Annotated in this window: 19 protein-coding genes; 16 read left to right on the plus strand and 3 right to left on the minus strand. The window is 38.3% G+C overall.

Features of this window, described 5'->3' with window-relative positions; all coding sequences use genetic code 11:
• Positions 1–209 precede the first annotated feature (209 nt).
• From GJU39_RS08825 to ade, 16 genes are all read left to right on the plus strand, one after another.
• Positions 210–740: a YceD family protein gene (locus GJU39_RS08825; RefSeq protein WP_154280425.1), complete on the plus strand. Its 531-nt coding sequence runs from the start codon at positions 210–212 to the stop codon at positions 738–740.
• A gap of 15 nt (positions 741–755) precedes the next feature.
• Positions 756–947 carry a 50S ribosomal protein L32 gene (gene rpmF, locus GJU39_RS08830; RefSeq protein ID WP_010600130.1) on the plus strand — a complete coding sequence of 64 codons (192 nt, stop codon included), beginning with the start codon at positions 756–758 and terminating at the stop codon, positions 945–947.
• A gap of 100 nt (positions 948–1047) precedes the next feature.
• A complete protein-coding gene (gene plsX / locus GJU39_RS08835) occupies positions 1048–1986 on the plus strand; it encodes a phosphate acyltransferase PlsX (RefSeq protein WP_154280426.1) in 939 nt (312 codons plus the stop codon).
• Positions 1987–1997: 11 nt separating this feature from the next.
• On the plus strand, positions 1998–2996 hold the full coding sequence (locus tag GJU39_RS08840; protein WP_154280427.1) for a beta-ketoacyl-ACP synthase III: 999 nt from the start codon (positions 1998–2000) through the stop codon (positions 2994–2996).
• A 151-nt stretch (positions 2997–3147) separates the two neighbouring features.
• Positions 3148–3615, plus strand: coding sequence for an acetyl-CoA carboxylase biotin carboxyl carrier protein (accB, locus tag GJU39_RS08845; RefSeq protein WP_154280428.1), 468 nt, complete (start codon positions 3148–3150; stop codon positions 3613–3615).
• Between the two features lie 105 nt (positions 3616–3720).
• Positions 3721–5061, plus strand: coding sequence for an acetyl-CoA carboxylase biotin carboxylase subunit (gene accC, locus GJU39_RS08850; RefSeq protein WP_154280429.1), 1341 nt, complete (start codon positions 3721–3723; stop codon positions 5059–5061).
• A 96-nt stretch (positions 5062–5157) separates the two neighbouring features.
• The gene (locus tag GJU39_RS08855) at positions 5158–5355 is read left to right on the plus strand and encodes a DUF2683 family protein (protein WP_154280430.1); all 198 of its coding nucleotides are present in this window, start codon (positions 5158–5160) and stop codon (positions 5353–5355) included.
• The gene (locus GJU39_RS08860; RefSeq protein WP_154280431.1) at positions 5346–5612 is read left to right on the plus strand and encodes a Txe/YoeB family addiction module toxin; all 267 of its coding nucleotides are present in this window, start codon (positions 5346–5348) and stop codon (positions 5610–5612) included. Before GJU39_RS08855 ends, GJU39_RS08860 begins: the two co-directional genes overlap by 10 nt.
• Before the next feature lie 106 nt (positions 5613–5718).
• Entirely contained in the window at positions 5719–6603 is an 885-nt protein-coding gene (gene tatC, locus GJU39_RS08865; protein ID WP_154280432.1) for a twin-arginine translocase subunit TatC, read from the plus strand.
• Between the two features lie 46 nt (positions 6604–6649).
• A complete protein-coding gene (rpiB, locus tag GJU39_RS08870; protein ID WP_154280433.1) occupies positions 6650–7087 on the plus strand; it encodes a ribose 5-phosphate isomerase B in 438 nt (145 codons plus the stop codon).
• A gap of 26 nt (positions 7088–7113) precedes the next feature.
• On the plus strand, positions 7114–8748 hold the full coding sequence (locus tag GJU39_RS08875) for a M28 family peptidase (RefSeq protein WP_154280434.1): 1635 nt from the start codon (positions 7114–7116) through the stop codon (positions 8746–8748).
• Positions 8749–8837: 89 nt separating this feature from the next.
• Positions 8838–10226 (plus strand): LutB/LldF family L-lactate oxidation iron-sulfur protein, encoded by a 1389-nt coding sequence (locus GJU39_RS08880; protein WP_154280435.1) that lies wholly within the window; start codon positions 8838–8840, stop codon positions 10224–10226.
• Between the two features lie 63 nt (positions 10227–10289).
• A complete protein-coding gene (locus GJU39_RS08885) occupies positions 10290–10523 on the plus strand; it encodes a DUF4160 domain-containing protein (protein WP_154280436.1) in 234 nt (77 codons plus the stop codon).
• Positions 10513–10755 carry a DUF2442 domain-containing protein gene (locus GJU39_RS08890; RefSeq protein WP_154280437.1) on the plus strand — a complete coding sequence of 81 codons (243 nt, stop codon included), beginning with the start codon at positions 10513–10515 and terminating at the stop codon, positions 10753–10755. Before GJU39_RS08885 ends, GJU39_RS08890 begins: the two co-directional genes overlap by 11 nt.
• Positions 10756–10774: 19 nt before the next feature.
• Entirely contained in the window at positions 10775–12751 is a 1977-nt protein-coding gene (locus tag GJU39_RS08895) for an alpha-ketoacid dehydrogenase subunit alpha/beta (RefSeq protein WP_154280438.1), read from the plus strand.
• An 87-nt stretch (positions 12752–12838) separates the two neighbouring features.
• Complete coding sequence (gene ade, locus GJU39_RS08900; protein WP_154280439.1) at positions 12839–14476, plus strand: adenine deaminase; 1638 nt, start codon at positions 12839–12841, stop codon at positions 14474–14476.
• 92 nt (positions 14477–14568) lie between these two features.
• Here ade and GJU39_RS08905 read toward each other — a convergent pair whose 3' ends face one another.
• The 3 genes from GJU39_RS08905 to GJU39_RS24100 all read right to left on the minus strand — a co-directional run bounded on the left by GJU39_RS08905 (position 14569) and on the right by GJU39_RS24100 (position 18183).
• A complete protein-coding gene (locus GJU39_RS08905; protein ID WP_154280440.1) occupies positions 14569–15177 on the minus strand; it encodes a SprT-like domain-containing protein in 609 nt (202 codons plus the stop codon).
• Between the two features lie 47 nt (positions 15178–15224).
• Entirely contained in the window at positions 15225–15602 is a 378-nt protein-coding gene (locus tag GJU39_RS08910) for a GxxExxY protein (RefSeq protein ID WP_154280441.1), read from the minus strand.
• Between the two features lie 313 nt (positions 15603–15915).
• Positions 15916–18183: a helix-turn-helix domain-containing protein gene (locus GJU39_RS24100; protein WP_154280442.1), complete on the minus strand. Its 2268-nt coding sequence runs from the start codon at positions 18181–18183 to the stop codon at positions 15916–15918.
• Positions 18184–18384: the final 201 nt, after the last annotated feature.

Genomic DNA, 18384 nt, shown 5'->3' on the forward strand with positions numbered 1-18384 from the left:
ATAAAGATCTCTTCGTTCCCCCATGCTACAATCGAGAAGAGCACATGAGCAATAATTTCCATCCAAAACCCAACGAAACCAATTTCAAAAAATTAAAGATTTGAGCCAACACTCCAGGATTTCGATATTTTAAGATGAACAATTTTTAAAAAACATTTTTAATCTAACAATTTTATCCCTACATTTGCAGGCTAAAATTTTACAGTACTTTGAACCCATTAAAGCAATTTTCTATACCGTTTACCGGACTAAAATTGGGAGCCCATCAGTTTGATTATGAGCTGGATGACACCTTCTTTAATGCTTTCGAGTATTCGTTAATAAAAAGTGGTAATTTAAAAGTTAACCTGGAACTTGATCGACAAGAGACCATGTTACTCTTAAAATTTAAAGTTATTGGAACTTTAAATTTGGATTGCGATAAATGTTTATCGGAGTTCTCTTATCCTGTTAACTTATACGAAAGACAGATAGTAAAGTTTGCAGAAGATGAATTAGAAAGTGACGATGAGGAGATTATCTCGTTAAGCCGTAAAGATTCTGAAATTGATATATCCAGGCCTTTATATGAAATGATAAATGTGGCCGTACCTTATATCAAAAACTGTGAGCAGGCAAATAAAGAGTGTGATCAGGAAATGATTGATCGCTTAACGCAACTCTCTATCGACAAGCAGGCAGAAGAAAACGAACAAACAAGCGACCCACGTTGGGAAGCCCTTAATAAGTTAAAAAAATAATTAGATTATACACCAATGGCACATCCAAAACGGAAAATCTCGAAACAGAGAAAGAATAAAAGAAGAACACACTATAAAGCAGTGACGCCTTCTTTAGCAACTTGCGCAGCAACAGGTGCTATCCACGTACCTCACCGTGCATACAACGTTGATGGTAACCTATACTATAACGGTAAATTGGTTATCGAAAATACTCAAATCGGGTAATTTTCTTAAGAAATTGTTTGTGTTTTCAGCGGCTTTAGTTATACCTTAGTCCACTGAAAATTTAGGATTTAACCTAACTTAACACAAACAGATTTTTTCTATGAAAATAGGCCTCGACATAATGGGCGGAGACTATGCTCCCAAAGCAATTGTTTTGGGAGCAATAGCAGCTCATCAATCGCTAAACGCTGGAGAACATTTAGTTCTTATCGGCGATACCGAACAGATTAAACCCATTCTTACAGAAGAGGGATTTAATCCGGATCATTTTGAATACGTTCATACTGATGAAGTTATTGGTATGGGCGAACATCCCACAAAAGCAATCGTTCAGAAACCGAATTCGAGCATTGCTGTTGGTTTTAACCTTTTAAAAGAAGGTAAAATCGATTCTTTTGCAAGCGCGGGTAACTCTGGCGCAATGCTAGTTGGCGCTGTATTCAGCGTTAAAACTATTCCAGGCATTATTCGGCCTTGTTTATGTTCTATTCTTCCCAAGCTTAAAGGTGGTACCGGTTTATTATTAGATGTAGGTGCCAATGCAGATTGCAAACCAGATATCCTCCTCCAATTCGGCGTTTTAGGCAGTTTGTACGCCGAAAACTTATTCAAGATAGATAATCCAAGGGTTGCTTTAATGAATATCGGCGAAGAAGATGAAAAAGGTAACATGTTAAGCATGGCCACCTTCCCCTTAATGAAAGAAACCAATCTTTTTAATTTTGTAGGTAACGTAGAAGGAAGAGATCTTTTTAACGATAAATCAGATGTAATCGTTTGCGATGGCTTTACTGGAAATGTAATGCTTAAATTAGCTGAATCTTTTTACGTAATTACCATCAAAAAAGGATTGAAAGATGAGTTTTTCGATCGGTTTAATTACGAACAGTACGGTGGAAGTCCGGTTTTAGGTGTTAACGCTCCTGTGGTTATCGGACATGGAATTTCTAGTCCGCTAGCGGTTAAAAATATGGTTCTGCAATCCAGAGAAATGATTACTACGGGATTGGTAGAAAAAATTAGAATGGCATTTAAATAAAAATTCTTAAAATGAGTAAAATTCATGCTGCTATTACGGCAGTAAATGGTTACGTTCCCGACTATGTACTCACCAACACAGAGTTAGAAACCATGGTTGATACTTCTGATGAGTGGATTACGAGCAGAACCGGCATTAAAGAGCGTAGAATTTTAAAGGGTGAGGGTTTAGGCACTTCAGATATGGCAGTTCATGCCGTTAATGGTTTACTTAAAAAGAGAGGAATTGATGCATCAGAAATCGAACTTATTATTTTTTGCACTACTACTCCCGATTTTACATTCCCTGCAACGGCTAACGTATTGGCTGATAAAATCGGCGCTAAAAATGCCTGGGGTTACGATCTTCAGGCGGCATGTTCAGGTTTTATCTTTGGCCTGGCAACCGGTGCTTCTTTCGTAGAATCTGGCAGGCATAAAAAAGTATTGGTAGTTGGGGGTGATAAAATGTCGTCAATTATTAACTATGAAGACCGTACCACCTGTATCATTTTTGGTGATGGTTGCGGTTGTGCTTTATTGGAGCCAAACGAAGAGGGCTTAGGGATTCAGGATTCTATTTTAAGAACTGATGGCGCAGGAAGAGATTTTCTGGGCATGAAAGGTGGTGGTTCCGTTCAGCCAGCTACGCATGAAAGCATTGACGCTAAGTTACATTACGCACATCAGGAAGGCCGCACTGTATTTAAATTTGCCGTTACCAATATGGCAGATGTTGCTGCAGAAATTATGGAACGCAATAACCTTACCCCGGATGATGTGGCATGGTTAGTTCCACACCAGGCAAACAAACGCATTATTGATGCCACTGCAAACCGCATGGGCGTAACTACCGATAAAGTAATGATCAACATTGAGCGTTATGGTAATACGACAAACGGAACCATTCCTTTATGTTTATGGGAATGGGAAGGCCAGTTAAAAAAAGGCGACAACATTGTATTGGCTGCTTTTGGTGGCGGATTTACATGGGGTTCAATTTACCTTAAATGGGCTTACGATACTGAATAGGAATTTGGGAATGGTAAATAGATAAAGCGAGTATTTAATACGCCTGGTCTATTTCTTATCCCCCTTCTCAATTTCCCACATAATTAAAAACAAAAAAAGTATAACTTAGTTAATTCATTAACACTATTTTTTACATAACAAGGATTAAAAAATGGATATCAAACAAATACAGGAACTGATTAAATTTGTTTCTCGTTCTGGAGTAAACGAAGTTGCTATTGAGCAAGAAAACTTCAAGATCACGATTAAAACAAACCAGGCACCAACTGTTGTGCAGGCTACCGTACCACAAGCGCCGCTTGTACAGGCTGCAGCACCTGTTGCTACAGCTCCTACTGCTCCGATTGCGGCTATTCCTGCTGAGGAAGATACCTCAAAATACATTACAATTAAATCTCCAATGATTGGTACATTCTACCGTTCAGCAAGTCCGGAGAAACCGATGTTTGTAAATGTTGGTGATGAAGTTGGTATTGGCAAAGTGGTTTGTATTATTGAAGCAATGAAACTTTTCAACGAAATTGAAAGTGAAGTTTCAGGCCGTATCGTTAAAATTTTGGTTGATAATGCATCACCAGTTGAGTACGACCAACCTTTATTTTTAGTAGAACCTATTTAGAAATTGATTTCACAGATTTAAGATAATTGCACTGATTAATATTAATTATAAGATCGAAAAATCGGTGTAATCCTATCCATCGGTGTAATCATCAATTAAAAAATTATGTTTAAAAAAATACTAATTGCCAACAGAGGAGAAATCGCCTTGCGTATTATCCGTACCTGTAAGGAAATGGGCATCAAAACAGTTGCTGTGTACTCTACCGCAGATCGCGAAAGTTTACATGTACGTTTTGCTGATGAGGCTGTTTGTATTGGCCCGCCTCCGAGTAAAGATTCTTATTTAAATATTCCAAATATCATTTCAGCGGCAGAATTAACCAATGCCGATGCGATACATCCAGGTTACGGTTTTTTATCAGAAAATGCTAAGTTTTCTAATATCTGCCGTGAATATAACATCAAGTTTATTGGTGCTACACCAGAACAAATCAATGGCATGGGCGATAAAGCTTCGGCTAAAGAAACCATGAAAATTGCTGGTGTGCCAACTATTCCAGGTTCGGAAGGCTTACTTACGAGCGTGAAAGAAGGAATTGCAATTGCCAATGAAATGGGTTATCCGATTATTCTTAAAGCAACCGCTGGTGGTGGTGGCCGTGGGATGCGGGTAGTTTGGAAAGATGAAGATTTTGAAAATGCCTGGGATAGTGCCCGTCAGGAATCTGGTGCTGCATTTGGTAATGATGGCTTATATCTGGAGAAATATATTGAAGATCCACGCCATATTGAAATTCAGATTATTGGTGATCAGTATGGTAAAGCCTGTCACTTATCTGAGCGTGACTGTTCTATTCAACGCCGCCATCAGAAATTAGTAGAAGAATCTCCTTCTCCGTTTATGACAGAGGAACTTCGTGTAAGAATGGGTGAAGCTGCCATTAAAGGCGCAACGGCTGTAAATTATGAAGGTGCCGGTACAATCGAATTTTTGGTTGATAAACACCGTAACTTCTACTTTATGGAAATGAACACCCGGATTCAGGTGGAGCATCCGGTTACGGAAGAGGTAATTAACTTCGATTTAATTAAAGAGCAGATAAAAGTTGCTGCCGGAATTCCGATTTCAGGTAAAAACTATTTCCCGGATATGCACGCAATCGAGTGTCGCATTAATGCAGAAGATCCGGCTAATAATTTCCGTCCTTCTCCAGGAAGAATTTCCAATTTCCACTCTCCTGGTGGACATGGGGTTCGTGTAGATACGCATGTATATGCCGGTTATTCTATTCCGTCTAACTACGATTCGATGATTGCAAAGTTAATTTGCGTGGCACAAACCCGCGAAGAAGCGATTTGTACCATGGAACGTGCCTTAGGAGAATTTGTTATTGAAGGTGTTAAAACAACTATCCCTTTTCATTTACAATTGATGAAAGACCCGAACTTTAGAGCCGGTAATTTCACAACAAAGTTTATGGAAACGTTTGAGTTCACAGAATAAAAACCATATTAAAAGATAATAGAATCCCATTTTGTATAAAAACAAAATGGGATTTTTCGCGATTTAAATTTTAGAATTATTTTATTAAATTTGATTATGGAAACATTAATTGTACATCCCGAAAATAAAGCTCAGTTGAATGCTGTGAAACAAGTTTTGAAGGCGATGAAAATTTCTTTTGAAAGGAAAGAGAAACCATATAATCCTGAGTTTGTGGCAAAAATTCAGGAATCTGATCAAAATTACAAGGCTGGCAAATTTAAAATTATTAAAGTTGAAGATTTATGGAAATAGCCTTTGATGAAGTTGCCGAAAAAGATCTTCTTTTTTGGAAAAAATCAGGTAATAAGGCTATTCAAAATAAAATTCAGGAATTAATACAATCAATTGCATTATCTCCATTCCACGGAATCGGTAAGCCAGAGCCGCTAAAATATAATCTGGGAGGAAAGTGGTCAAGAAGGATAAATTCTGAACATAGAATTATTTATGAAGTTTTAGAGGATGAACAGCTTATCAAAATACATTCATTAAAAGGCCATTATAATTAATATTCAAATCAGCCATTAAAATATTTCTAATAAAAGTTTAAACTATTTCTATATTTAACACGTACATACCATTCTATTCGTTTAGAATGGTATTTTTGTTTTCAACATGAGCGACACTACAGAAAAAACATCCCTTAAAAAAGCAATTGGACAAAAAGGTACAACCTTAGAGGCAGAAATGTCTTTTTTCGATCACCTTGATGTACTCCGCAAACATTTAATCAGAGCCGTAATTGCCATCGGCGTATTTACAGGTATCGCCTTTTATTTTAATGAAGATATTTTAGATAAAGTAATTTTTGGTCCAAAGAAACCTGATTTCTGGACCTACCGGATGATGTGTAACCTGGTAGACCGTTTTCCATCATTAGGTAAAGACATGTGTATTACCAAAATTAATGGTGAGATCATTAACACAGAAATGGCTGGTCAGTTCAATCTGCAGCTTAATGTGTGCGTAATGTGCGGTATTATTGCCGGCTTTCCATATCTGCTCTGGGAAATCTGGCGCTTCATTAAACCTGCTCTGCACGAAAATGAAAGAAAATCTGCCAGCGGTTTCGTATTCTTCGCATCCGTTCTTTTTATTGTAGGTATTCTCTTTGGATATTTCATTGTTTGTCCGCTTTCGGTTAACTTCTTAACAGGTTACACCGTAAGTGCTGAGATTAAAAATACGTTCACCGTTGATTCCTATCTTTCATCGGTATCTACTTTAACGCTGGGTACCGGAATTATTTTCGAACTTCCTGTCATTATTTTCATCCTTTCAAAATTAGGATTAATGACGCCGAAACTGATGAGATCAAGCAGAAGATATGCAGCCGTTATTATTTTAATTATTGCAGCGATTGTTACGCCAACTCCAGATATTATGACGATGTTAATTGTAGCAACACCGCTATTCTTATTGTATGAGTTAAGTATTTTCGTTTCTGCCTATATCGAAAGACAAAAGAAAAAAGCCGAAAAAGCATTCTACGCTAACTAACAAAAACATTACGAACAGATTTTATAATTTCTGTATAAATTTGCACATGTCTGAGACAAAAGTTAAAATCGCAATTGGCGGAGATCATGCAGGCTTTGAATACAAAGAAATATTAAAGGATTTTTTAAAAGAATACGAAATTAAAGATTTCGGCCCATCCTCATCAGCTTCGGTTGATTACCCGGATTTTGCTCATCCTTTGGCCTCCGCTGTAGAAAATGGCGAATTTGATTACGGCATTTTGCTTTGTGGCTCGGCCAATGGTGTAGCCATTACCGCTAATAAACACAGTGGAATAAGGGCTGGGTTATGCTGGGAAAATGAAGTGGCCGCTTTAGTTCGTAAACATAACGATGCAAATATTTTATGTATCCCTTCCAGGTTTGTCTCAGAAGAGCTGGCAAAAGAAATTACAACAACGTTTTTAAATACTGAATTTGAAGGTGGTCGCCATCAAAACAGAGTTGATAAAATTTCTTGTTAATTAAAAACTAATCTAACTATTCAATAATGAACAAAAAATTTCTAACCCTTGGCTTAGCGTCATTCTTTGCGCTTGGCTGCTATGCGCAGGTTAAGCCACTTGTACCCAACAAAGATGCCATGCGTTTCAGCAAGGCCATTAATAAGGATAACGCTTACAAACATCTTTCGGTACTCGCTTCTGATGCGTATGAAGGACGTGAAACCGGAAAAAAAGGTGCCTGGATGGCCGCAGATTATATCCGTGATTATTTTAAATCATTAGGTTTAAAAGGCCCTGTTGACGGAAGCTATTTTCAGAAAATTGATTTGGTAAGCTATGCCTTAAGCGAAAGCATGTTAACCATTAATGGCCAGCCAAAAGTTGCATATAAAGACTTTATAATTGCCAGCAATGCTGTAGGCACTAAGGGTTTTACATTCAGCAGCGATGATTTAATTTTTGCAGGTTATGGTGTATCTGGTGATAATTATAATGATTATGAAGGAATAGATGTAGCAGGTAAAATTGTGGTGATTTTTTTAAATGGAGACCCGGCAAAAACTACGGAACCAAATGACCGCCGTGCCGCAATGATGGCCAAATCAAGAAAAATAAATTACCTGGCACAAAATAAAGCAAAAGCAGTAATTCTGATTGATCCAACATTGGATAATCTTTCTGAAGAACGTAAGGTAGCTTTACAATCGGGCCAAATGGTGATGAAATCTAAGGAAACAGTAGAAAGGATGGAAAAAATGAATCCTTTTACTACCATTTCCATATCCACCGCTACCGCAGACGAAATCTTGAAAGTAGCCAATACTTCAGTAGCAGACATTCAGAAAAAAATTACAGAGACTAAAAAACCAGCTTCACAAACCATCAATATTGCACTTTCTGCAAGTGCAATGAAGAATGAAACACCACTTCGTTGCGAAAATGTATTAGGCTTTTTAGAAGGTTCTGATCAAAAACTAAAGCAAGAAGTTTTGGTTTTGACTGGTCATTACGATCATATCGGCATTACGCCGGATGCACCAGGTGCGGATAAAATCAACAATGGTGCTGATGATGATGGCTCTGGCACCACCGGCGTATTGCTAATGGCTAAAGCGTTTACTGATGCAAAGAAAGCAGGAAGAGGTCCTAAACGGAGTATTTTATTCATGACTGTAGTAGGTGAAGAAAAAGGACTTTGGGGTTCTGACTGGTATTCTGAACATCCTGTATTCCCGGTTGAAAATACAATTGCAGATCTAAATACGGATATGATTGGCCGTATTGGCGAAGAATATCTTGGCAAACCAGATTCGGCGAATTACATCTATTCTGTAGGCTCGAAAATGCTGAGTACTGAGCTTGGTCTGCTGAGTGAGCAGGTAAATGCAACCTATACCAAAATGAAACTGGATTATAAATATGATGATCCGAAAGATACCCAACGCATTTATTATCGTTCAGATCATTACAACTTCGCTAAGTTAGGCATTCCGATTATCTTCTATTATGATGGAATGTTAGAGCAGGATTACCACAAGCCGGGTGATGAGGTAAGTAAAATCAACTTCCCATTATTGGCTAAAAGAACACAATTAACATACTATACAGCCTGGGAATTAGCCAACAGAGCGAAAAGACCTGCTGTAGATTCAGATGGAAAAGGTAATTTAAAGAAATAATAAAGTCATAAAATTAAGCCTCCTGATATTCGGGAGGCTTTTTTATGCACATTACTTTCCGTGCCTGCTTAAATTCTTATCTTTGATTTATGATGAAAACTGCCGAGGAATTTTTAGAGAAATCTGATGAGAAAGCTTTCGATTTACCGCATCGTAAAACCATAAATTTTAACATTGGAAAATACAATACGGCTGTTGAACGTGGCTTATCAAAATTCGAAAACCTCGAAGCATCTAAGAAAAAAGCGCATGTGCTGAAATGGCGGGTAATGGAGAATCTTGATAAGTTCTTACCGGAGTTCGAATCGAATTTTCAGCGCCGCGGGGGCAAAGTAATTTGGGCTAATGATGCAGAAGAAGCGCAGAAAGAAATCTTAAACATCATCAAAAGAAATAACGGCAAAACGGTTATCAAATCCAAATCGATGACCACCGAAGAAATTCATTTAAATGATTTTCTGGAAAGCAATCAAATCGAATCTCTAGAGAGTGATTTAGGCGAATACATTGTTCAGCTGCTTGGCCAGGCACCTTATCATATTGTTACGCCGGCTATGCACCTCAGTGCAACAGACATTGCAAAACTATTTCATGATAAGTTTGGCACGCCTATAGATGCAACGCCACCACAACTCGTACAAAAAGCCCGCGAACTGCTTCGCGACAAATATTTGAAAGCAGATATAGGTATCAGCGGAGGAAATTTTCTGGTCGCAGATACCGGTAGCATTGCACTAACAGAAAACGAAGGGAATGCGCGCTTAAGTACAACCTTTCCTAAAATCCATATTGCAATTGTTGGTATTGAAAAGATTATCCCATCCATGGCTGATCTGGATTTGCTATGGCCCCTATTGGCTTCCCATGGAACTGGCCAGAATTTAACAGTCTATAACACTATTTTAAGCGGACCACGACAGCCAAATGAAACGGATGGCCCGGAAGAAATGTATGTGATCCTTTTAGACAATGGCAGAACCAATTTATTAGCTCAAAAAGATCAACGCCAGGGTTTATATTGCATCCGTTGCGGCGCGTGTTTAAATGCCTGTCCGGTTTATAAAAATATTGGTGGTCATACCTATAACACTACCTACAGCGGACCAATAGGCGCTGTCATCACCCCACATTTAAAAGGCATGGAAGAGTTTAAACACTTAAGCTATGCCTCTAGCCTTTGTGGAAAATGTTCTGAAGTTTGCCCCGTTAAGATTGATATCCATAAAATGTTATTGCTTAACCGCAGAGACGCGGCTGCAACTCACGAAAACGGTAAGGTAGAAGAAATGGGCTGGGGAATGTTTAACCGGATGATGCAAAAACGTAAATGGATGGATTTATTTGGCGGAAAGGTTAAAAACTTCATGCTGAAAACTTTCTTCAAAAAAAGCTGGGGCAAGTATCGTGAAATGCCCAAAGTGGCAGATAAATCTTTTGCAAAGCAGTATGAAGAGATGAAGAAAAGCCGGGAGTCTTAAGAATAATACCTCTTTGCTGCATATTTAGAATTTCAATAAGTAAATTAGAGATAAATTAATCTTATGCCAACACTCTTTATCGTTTTTGGATTGCGGTTTTTCTTTTACTCAAATGAGCACTTACCTATCCATGTTCATGTTAGAAATGCTGATGGGGAGGCAAAGTTTGAAGTAGAAGAAGTAAAACTGACATCCAATAAAGGTTTAAAAAATAAAGATATTAGCCTTGCAATAGCATTAATTGAGGAAAATAAGGAGATCATAATTAACAAATGGAATGAATATCATGGAAAATAACATCACTAAAGTGTGGATAGAAAATGATAGCATCCACATAGAAACAAAAACAGGAGAAACAAAAAGCCATCCTTTAAGCTGGTTTCCGCGGCTTTCTAATGCACCAAAGGAACTTTTAGAAAACTTTAGTTTATCTCCGTTTGGAATTCACTGGGAAGAACTTGATGAAGATTTAAGCTATGAGGGCTTCTTTACCTATACGCATCAACCTCCTGTTTTAGAGAAAAAATAGTTCCCCAGCCAAATTCCATATGCAATTTAACCGAAAAGATAAAGACGACAAATTCTTATTGAATTTATACAAAAGATTGCTTTATCCGCGAATGGTTGAAGAAAAAATGCTTAAACTTCTGCGTCAGGGTAGAATTGGCAAATGGTTTTCAGGCATTGGCCAGGAAGCAATTGCAGTAGGCTCTACTTTGGCTATGCAAAGCGATGAATACATTTTGCCCATGCACCGAAATTTGGGGGTATTCACCTCACGGGATATTTCCTTAAAAAAATTAATGGCGCAGTGGCAAGGCAAAGCTACAGGTTTTACCAAAGGCCGCGACAGATCATTCCATTTCGGAACTCAGGACTTCAAAATTATCGGGATGATTTCTCACCTTGGTCCGCAGATGGCCTTGGCAGATGGCATTGCACTCGCGGATATTCTGGATAATAAACAAAAAGCAACTTTAGTTTATACAGGCGAAGGCGCAACGAGCGAAGGCGATTTTCATGAAGCGGTAAACGTTGCCGCTGTCTGGAATTTACCTGTAATTTTTCTGATCGAGAATAACGGATATGGATTATCAACCCCAAAGTCTGAGCAATTCAGGTGTAAAAACCTGATTGATAAAGCGATTGGCTACGGCATAGAAGGTGTTCAAATTGATGGAAATAATATTCTGGAAGTGTATGACACCATTAACCAACTGGCTGCTGAAATTAGAAAAGATCCGCGTCCGGTATTAATAGAATGCATGACTTTCAGAATGCGTGGACACGAAGAGGCTTCAGGCACGAAGTATGTTCCGCAAGAATTATTTGAAGAATGGGAGAAAAAAGATCCGTTAAGTAATTATGAGTGCTATCTAATTGAGCAAGGTATTCTCACAACTGATTCAGTTATTGATATTAAAATTCAATTTAAAAAAGATATTGAACTGGATGTGGAAGAAGCATTTGACGAGCCTGAGCCCATAGTGGATTCTGCCAAAGAGGAAAGTGATATGTATTTTCCTCACGAACAAAAAGTAGTTGAGCCTGGAGAATCTTTATCAGAAAAAAGATATTTAGACGCCATTAGTGATGGCTTGGATTTAGCCATGCAAAAATACCCAAATCTCGTTCTAATGGGTCAGGACATTGCTGAATATGGTGGCGCTTTCAAAATTACCGATGGCTTTACCGATAAATACGGTAAAGAGAGGGTTCGGAATACGCCCATTTGCGAATCTGCGATTGTGGGGGCTGGTTTAGGGTTATCAATCAATGGATATAAAGCGGTAATTGAAATGCAGTTTGCTGATTTCGTAACCGTTGGGTTTAACCAAATTGTGAATAACCTGGCCAAAACACATTACCGTTGGGGAGAAAAGGCAGATGTTGTGGTAAGGATGCCGACAGGTGCGGGAACGGGTGCCGGTCCTTTCCACTCACAAAGCAACGAAGCGTGGTTTACCAAAACACCAGGGTTAAAAATTGTTTATCCGGCTTTTCCCGGAGATGCAAAAGGTTTGTTGCTTGCTGCCATTGAAGACCCGAATCCGGTACTCTATTTCGAACATAAATATCTATACAGAAGTTTAACTGCCCCTGTTCCTGAAGGTTACTACACTACCGAAATCGGTAAAGCGGCAACCTTAAAAACCGGCAGTAAGTTTGCCATCGTCACTTATGGACTGGGGGTTCACTGGGCTTTAGATTACCTCGAAAACAATCCTGAAAGCGATGCAACTTTGATTGATTTAAGGACGCTTCAGCCCTGGGATAAACAAACGGTTCATGATGCGGTAGAAGCAACGGGCAGAGTTATCATTTTGCATGAAGACACGTTAACCAATGGTTTCGGCGCAGAAATATCTGCATGGATCGGTGAACATTGCTTCAAATTTTTAGATGCTCCGGTAATGCGCTGCGCCAGTTTAGATACCGCAATTCCGATGAACAAGGCATTAGAAGATGATTTTCTGGCTAAAGCCAGATTAGCAGAAACGATAGATATATTATTAAAATATTAAATAGTTTTGCCAAGGAGACACAGAAATCATGGAGAATATTAATTCCGTATCAATCCGTGTTTCCGTGGCTAATTCATACAAACATCAATGAGCAATTTTAAAGTCAAAGGAAATATAGTTGATATCGCCCATAAAAATATATTTTTTGGTGAAGTTGAAGTAGAAAATGGAAAAATAAAATCCATTAATAACATTTCTGAAGCAAAAGATGAAATGCATTTTATCTTACCAGGATTTATTGATAGTCACGTTCATATAGAAAGCAGCATGTTGATTCCGAGCGAATTTGCCCGCCTGGCCGTAACACACGGAACCGTTGCAACCATCAGTGATCCACATGAAATTGCCAATGTTTGCGGAATGGCTGGCGTGGAATTTATGATTGAGAATGGAAAGACCGTTCCTTTCAAATTTAATTTTGGGGCACCAAGTTGTGTACCAGCCACGATTTTTGAAACCGCTGGTGCGGAATTGAATCATAATGATGTTAAAGCACTATTGGAACGGCCTGAAATAAAATACCTGAGTGAAATGATGAATTTTCCTGGCGTACTTCATCAGGATGAAGAGGTACTAAAGAAAATTGCATCGGCACATGAATTGGGTAAGCCTGTAGATGGTCACGCGCCGGGATTACGTGGTGATGCCGTTCAGCAATATATTGATGCAGGGATTTCTACCGATCATGAATGTTTTACCGCCGAGGAAGCTTTGGATAAGCTGCAAAGGGGAATGAAAATACTGATTCGTGAGGGAAGTGCTGCGAAAAACTTCGAAGCCCTAATTGATTTATTGAATGACTGGCCTGAAATGATGATGTTTTGCAGTGACGATAAACACCCTGATAGTTTAGTAGAAAGCCATATTAATGCGCTTTGTGCAAGAGCGGTTGCCAAGGGAATTGATCTTTTTAATGTGCTTCAAGCAGCCTGTATCAATCCCATCCTTCACTACAAACTGGATGTGGGCGCATTGAAAATTGGCGACGCAGCAGATTTTATCCTCGCTGAAGATTTAATAGATTTCAAGATTCATCAAACCTATATCGATGGTATTCTCCTTGCTGAGAATGGAAAAATTCAGGGCGATTGGGTAAAGCAGGTTGAGGATCAGGAAGCGGTTAACCAGTTCGATTGCAGCTTTAAGATAGAAAGTGATTTTGTTTTTCCTTTCTCAGGTCAGGATGAGATTTTGGCAATTGAGGCTTTGGATGGCCAGCTGATTACCAACAGGCTTTCTGTAAAACCTAAAATTTTAAATCAAAATATTGTTAGTGATATCGAAAATGATGTTTTGAAAATGGTGGTGGTTAACCGTTATCATGATGCGCCGGTTGCCGTCTCTTTTGTTAAAAATTTCGGATTAAAATATGGCGCTATTGCCTCAAGCGTAGCACACGATAGCCATAACATCATTGCAGTCGGTGCAGATGACAAAAGTATTTGCGAAGCAGTAAACCTCATTATTAAAGAAAAAGGTGGCGTAGTGGCTTTAGGAAATGGAAAGGAAGAGGTTTTAGCTTTACCTGTTGCAGGCTTAATGAGCAACCAAAATGGGTATCAGGTTGCAGATTGTTATACTTCTATTGATCAGTTTGCAAAGGATGTCGGATCGACCCTTCAGGCCCCTTTTATGACCCTTTCTTTTATGGCTTTACTGGTTATTCCTCGTCTTAAACTTAGCGATAAGGGTTTATTTGATGGGGACGAATTTAGGTTTGTGTAATCTAAAGCATTCGTCACCTTGAATTTATTTCAAGGTATTATTTAGCTAAAAGATGCTGAAACAAGTTCAGCAGGACGATCGCAAAAAAAAAATTATTCCATCATAAAAACCTCAGCCAGTGGATTAAAAAGATAAATCCGTTTATCATCCAGGCACACACATCGATATCGCTTTCTAATTCTTTCACCTTTGGTAAACCTTCTGCCATCTTTAATTTTGAAGTTGGTATCAACTGGTAGTTGCTCGAGATGCAAAGTTTCTACCTTTTTTGAATCGTATTTTTTTAAGGCTCTTGATAAATGCAAATCGGAACAACTGGAGGCTGCCGGATTGGACATATAATTATCAATTGCCCGATGAATATCTTCAGGAAAAATATTCATTTCAAAAAACGGAACCATCATTCTTTGAAAATTCTTCTTCCACTCCAAACCATGGGGTTTCACTTTGTTTTTAAAATCGTTCCAGGTGAGTAAATGTGCAAATTCATGCACTGTGGTAACTAAAAAAGCGTAATGGTTAAGATTATAATTTACAGAAATCCGATGGCCCTTATCACGGTAAGGATGGCGATAATCACCTAATTTCGTTGAACGTGTTTTAGCGATTTTAAATTCACATTGAAAATAATCTATCCATTTTGCAATTAGCGAGGCAGCTTCTCCAGGCATGTACTGTGCTAAAACGTTAACTTTCTCCATTTTAACCGCAAAGTTCGCAAAGTTTTTCGCAAAGAGAAGAAGAAAAGTTATAGTCCATTTACAACTCGTTTCAATCCATCCTTCAAACGATTAACATTAAAATTCATGAGTAGCCCCAATTTATAATTTCCCAACTTCATATAAGTCAAAGTTTGAGCCAGGTGAATATCGTTTAAAGCCTCAACACTTTTTAATTCCAAAACTAATCTGTTCTCAACTAATATATCAATTCTATATCCACAATTTAACCTAACATCCTCAAAAATCAGAGGCATAGCCTTTTCTTTTTCGACAAACAGACCGGATTTGGCAATTTTGTAAAATAAACACTCTTGGTATGCACGCTCTAATAAACCCGGACCTAAAGCATTATGAACTTCAATTCCTAAACCAATCACTATTTTTGATAATTCATTCTCATCCATATTCTAATTAGCTTTATGTTCTGTGCGCTTTTTCTTTTTATTCTTTGCGGTTAACCCCCTCGACTGAAATTAGCTTTGCGTTCTTTGCGCTTTTTTCTCTGCATTCTCTGCGGTTAACCCCCTCGACTGAAATTAGCTTTGCGTTCTTTGCGCTTTTTTCTCTGCATTCTCTGCGGTTAACCCCTAGACTGAAATTAGCTTTGCGTTCTTTGCGCTTTTTTCTCTGCATTCTTTGCGGTTAACCCCTAGACTGAAATTAGCTTTGCGTTCTTTGCGCTTTTTTCTCTGCATTCTTTGCGGTTAACCCAAATGCTTATTCTTCCGATGGAAACAACGAAGCCAGTACCATTTTAATTTCTCCAAAAGAATAATCCTTCCCTAAAAACTCCCGGATCGTTGCCATAGATTTCGTTTTCTGGCTCTCTACCGCATCACTGATATTCTTAATTTTATTTGACTTAACCAATTTAGAAACATCCACTTGCTGCGTAGAAACATAGTAAGCTAAATGCCCCTCAATAGTTCCGACTGAAAAACCGCGTTCCTTTGCTATTTCTTCCAGTGTTTTTCCCTGTTCATAAAGTTCAAAACTGACGAGCTTCGTATCAATTTTCGGCTCCTTCTTTTTCTTCTCAACTGCTGATTTTACTTTAAGCGTTTCGCCTTTCAGCTGAATGGCCTTTTGTAATTGTTGATTCCGTTCGGAAATATTCAATAACGCATCGGTATCTGCTTTACTAAATTCCTTCCCATCAATAATGGCCTGCAACAGCGCTTTACTTTTATGAATTTTTTTAAGCTGTTCATATACCAGAATCTCCAATTCCAGTAATTCAGTTAAATAAGTCTTAACTTGTTTTTCTTGCTTTATAGTTTCAATATGGTTCAATAGCCGATCTGAAACCCCTTTAATTAACGGACTAAAGTATTTCAATGCAGCTCCTACCCTTTTTGAAACATTAAATAACGTATGCTCTGTCTGCGCTACGAACAGCCCCTTTAACTGATTAATAAATGTATCTCCAGTAGCAGCAATTTTTTGGAAATCTCGATAAAGTTCCATTGTCCAATCATCATAATGCTGCTTGGTTGATTTTTCTCCTTTATCAAAAGTCTGAACATGCTCTTTCATGTAATAGCGAACCAGATTTAAATCAAAGGCCCCTAATAAATAAGTCCTGATAAAATCGTAGCTCTCAAAACTGATCTGCTGATTGAGCACATCGTTAGTCTGCTTGGTTTTAGAGAAGTAATGGATATTCTGATCCTGCTGCAGACCTGTTTCCCTTAAATGCGAAGTTAAAACCAAACCATTTAGTGAACGCAAGCGCGAAAGTGCAACATAAGCCTGGCCCGGTGCAAAAGCATCACCAATATCAATAATCGCTTTATCAAAAGTCAGACCCTGACTTTTATGTACCGTGATTGCCCAAGCCAGTTTAATCGGATATTGCACGAAAGAGCCGGCAACATTTTCAGCAATTTCATTAGTTGCTTCGTTCAATTTATATTTTACATTCTCCCAGGTATATGGAGAAACGGTTATGACTGTTTTTTCCTCCGGAAGTTCTATTTCGATTACATCCTTTTCAATATGATGCACTACTCCTATTTTGCCGTTGTAATAACGCTTTTCAGCTGTCATATCATTTTTAATGAACATAATCTGAGCCCCTACTTTAAGCTCCAGGCTTTTATCGTTTGGATACGCATACTCATTAAAATCACCGGTAATTTTAGCATCGAAGAAATAAGATTTTGTCTTTAGTTGCGTTAGCCGTTCCCGGTTAATGGTATCAGCTTTATTGTTATGTGTGGTTAGGGTAATGTAGTTATCATCAGCCTGAGGTTTAAAATCCTGCTTAAAATGTTGCCTCAATAAAGCAGTATCTTCTGCCGTAATCTGGTTATTGCGAAGATTATTTAACAAGTCAATAAATACCGAATCATCCTGGCGATAGATTTTATCCAACTCAATATACACTGGTGGGCTATCCTTCAACGCATGGGCATCAAAAAAATAAATGCTTTTATAAAAACCAGCCATCACCCGCCATTCATCATTTTTAACTACGGGCGGTAACTGATGTAAATCGCCAATAAAAAGCAGCTGAACCCCTCCAAAAGGAACATTTCTATTTCTGCGAATGTAGCGCAAAGTAAAATCAATGGCATCAAGCATATCCGCACGCAGCATACTTACCTCATCAATTACCAGCAATTCCAACTCCTGAATCATACGCCTTTTATTGCCTTGCATATTTAAATGCTTCACAATTGTTCTAGGTGTATTAAAGTTAAAAGTGATATTCTGGTTAATAATATTTGTTGCAGCATCTGGAAAGAATGCACCAAAAGGCAACTGAAAAAGCGAATGGATGGTGACCCCTGATGCATTAATTGCAGCAATCCCAGTTGGCGCGCAAATCACTGCTTTTTTGTGCGTAAGCTGGATTAATTTTCGCAGAAAGGTCGTTTTACCTGTACCTGCTTTTCCTGTCAAGAAAACGTGCTTTGATGTATAATTTACAAATTTCGCCGCAATTTCTGCTGGCATAGATGTTTCTTCTAATTCTGGCATTATTAAAAAAGTTTCGGTTGCTTAATTTTGAAGGGATAATTAAAGCTAACAATTTTAGCACAAAAATAAGCATGATTTATAGAATTTCAGGATTATTTGAGTTTTTGAGTGTAGCCTTAGGTTCAACCCACAGCTTAATAATTAATTTAGTCCATTTTTTGCCATGGGTTAAAACCCATGGCAATATGAATTCAAACCCAT

Source organism: Pedobacter petrophilus, assembly GCF_009674725.1.
Lineage (GTDB): Bacteria > Bacteroidota > Bacteroidia > Sphingobacteriales > Sphingobacteriaceae > Pedobacter > Pedobacter petrophilus.

Excerpts from the sequence above, each read along its gene's own strand:
- GJU39_RS08910 (WP_154280441.1), bottom strand. The coding sequence starts at position 15,602 with ATGGATGAGAATGAATTATCAAAAATAGTGATTGGTTTAGGAATTGAA.
- GJU39_RS08855 (WP_154280430.1), top strand. The coding sequence starts at position 5,158 with ATGGAAACATTAATTGTACATCCCGAAAATAAAGCTCAGTTGAATGCT.
- tatC (WP_154280432.1), top strand. The coding sequence starts at position 5,719 with ATGAGCGACACTACAGAAAAAACATCCCTTAAAAAAGCAATTGGACAA.
- GJU39_RS08890 (WP_154280437.1), top strand. The coding sequence starts at position 10,513 with ATGGAAAATAACATCACTAAAGTGTGGATAGAAAATGATAGCATCCAC.
- GJU39_RS08880 (WP_154280435.1), top strand. The coding sequence starts at position 8,838 with ATGATGAAAACTGCCGAGGAATTTTTAGAGAAATCTGATGAGAAAGCT.
- GJU39_RS08875 (WP_154280434.1), top strand. The coding sequence starts at position 7,114 with ATGAACAAAAAATTTCTAACCCTTGGCTTAGCGTCATTCTTTGCGCTT.
- accC (WP_154280429.1), top strand. The coding sequence starts at position 3,721 with ATGTTTAAAAAAATACTAATTGCCAACAGAGGAGAAATCGCCTTGCGT.
- rpiB (WP_154280433.1), top strand. The coding sequence starts at position 6,650 with ATGTCTGAGACAAAAGTTAAAATCGCAATTGGCGGAGATCATGCAGGC.
- accB (WP_154280428.1), top strand. The coding sequence starts at position 3,148 with ATGGATATCAAACAAATACAGGAACTGATTAAATTTGTTTCTCGTTCT.
- GJU39_RS24100 (WP_154280442.1), bottom strand. The coding sequence starts at position 18,183 with ATGCCAGAATTAGAAGAAACATCTATGCCAGCAGAAATTGCGGCGAAA.
- plsX (WP_154280426.1), top strand. The coding sequence starts at position 1,048 with ATGAAAATAGGCCTCGACATAATGGGCGGAGACTATGCTCCCAAAGCA.
- ade (WP_154280439.1), top strand. The coding sequence starts at position 12,839 with ATGAGCAATTTTAAAGTCAAAGGAAATATAGTTGATATCGCCCATAAA.
- GJU39_RS08905 (WP_154280440.1), bottom strand. The coding sequence starts at position 15,177 with ATGGAGAAAGTTAACGTTTTAGCACAGTACATGCCTGGAGAAGCTGCC.
- GJU39_RS08895 (WP_154280438.1), top strand. The coding sequence starts at position 10,775 with ATGCAATTTAACCGAAAAGATAAAGACGACAAATTCTTATTGAATTTA.
- GJU39_RS08840 (WP_154280427.1), top strand. The coding sequence starts at position 1,998 with ATGAGTAAAATTCATGCTGCTATTACGGCAGTAAATGGTTACGTTCCC.
- GJU39_RS08860 (WP_154280431.1), top strand. The coding sequence starts at position 5,346 with ATGGAAATAGCCTTTGATGAAGTTGCCGAAAAAGATCTTCTTTTTTGG.
- rpmF (WP_010600130.1), top strand. The coding sequence starts at position 756 with ATGGCACATCCAAAACGGAAAATCTCGAAACAGAGAAAGAATAAAAGA.
- GJU39_RS08885 (WP_154280436.1), top strand. The coding sequence starts at position 10,290 with ATGCCAACACTCTTTATCGTTTTTGGATTGCGGTTTTTCTTTTACTCA.